The 979-nt window shown below is 45.1% G+C and carries 1 protein-coding gene and 1 pseudogene; both read left to right on the forward strand.

All coding sequences use genetic code 11. The annotated features are described in order from the left end of the window. The first annotated feature begins 190 nt into the window (after window positions 1-190). Window positions 191-526, forward strand: a complete 336-nt coding sequence (locus DW937_RS14570) for a hypothetical protein (protein ID WP_015565819.1) — start codon at window positions 191-193, stop codon at window positions 524-526. A 191-nt stretch (window positions 527-717) separates the two neighbouring features. Further along, a pseudogene (locus DW937_RS14575) lies at window positions 718-979 on the forward strand (hypothetical protein); the annotation flags it as partial.

Raw genomic sequence — 979 nt, forward strand, 5'->3', positions numbered from 1 at the left:
TAATCTCCAGATAAACACTAATCTCCATGATTGTTACCATTGAAGGAATACATTTGCGACGATCTTCGGGCATACCGAATAAGATTTGCATTGGCAGTTGAAGACGGCTCATGTTACCTATTGCAATTCTGACTATTTGGAAATATACTTGTAAGTATCAAATTATTTCACTTTATGGGAGGAAATTATTATGGCAAGACCCAAGGGAAGCAAGAATAAGGCTCGTACTGTAAAGGCCAGCGTTGATTATGTAGCAGTCATTGCAGAAAAGGCCGCAAAAAAAGAGAAAATCGAATCTGAGGTTGCTACGTTGACTGCAAATCTCGATGATCTGAAGACGCAGCTGAAAGCCAAGAAAGCAGAATTGAAAGCCGCCACCAAGGAACTTGCCAAAGCCGAAAACAAAAAAGCTGCCGCCGAAGCAAAGGCAGCAGAAGAAGCAAAGAAGGGCGAAGCAGAAGATGTGCTGAAGAAGCTGCTTGCCAGCGGTATGACGGCTGAAGAAATCCTTGCAAAGCTCCAGTAATGCAATATGATGAACTGGACAAGCTGCTGAAGTAAAGGAAGGGGCTGTTGCACAAGGATAAAACCGGTGTAACAGCCTCTTTTTCATTCATGCTGCAATTTTTTCAGCTTTTCAAACGTATCTAAATTAAAGTGGCATATCATCTTCCTATTTCACAAATCCTTGCCGTTTTCAGACAGGAGGTTACTTTTATGAAAGTATCTGCCGACTATCGTATGCTCGCTCTCGATGCCCTGCGCGGAAAATGGAAAACTGCTGTTTTGACAGGTATTGCCGCCAGTGCGCTCGGTGCTACCATTGTGAGCAGTTCCAACAGTGCCGTATCCAATTCCAATCAGGCAAAGGACATCCATTTTGAACTGTTCTCCCAGCCCAACGGCGGTCGGCTGCTTGCTGTTCTGCTTGCCGGCATTGTTCTGTGGGCAGTCCTCCAACTGATCGTGGGCGGTGCAG

Source organism: Faecalibacterium sp. AM43-5AT (genome assembly GCF_003603345.1).
Classification (GTDB): Bacteria; Bacillota; Clostridia; order Oscillospirales; family Ruminococcaceae; genus Faecalibacterium; species Faecalibacterium taiwanense.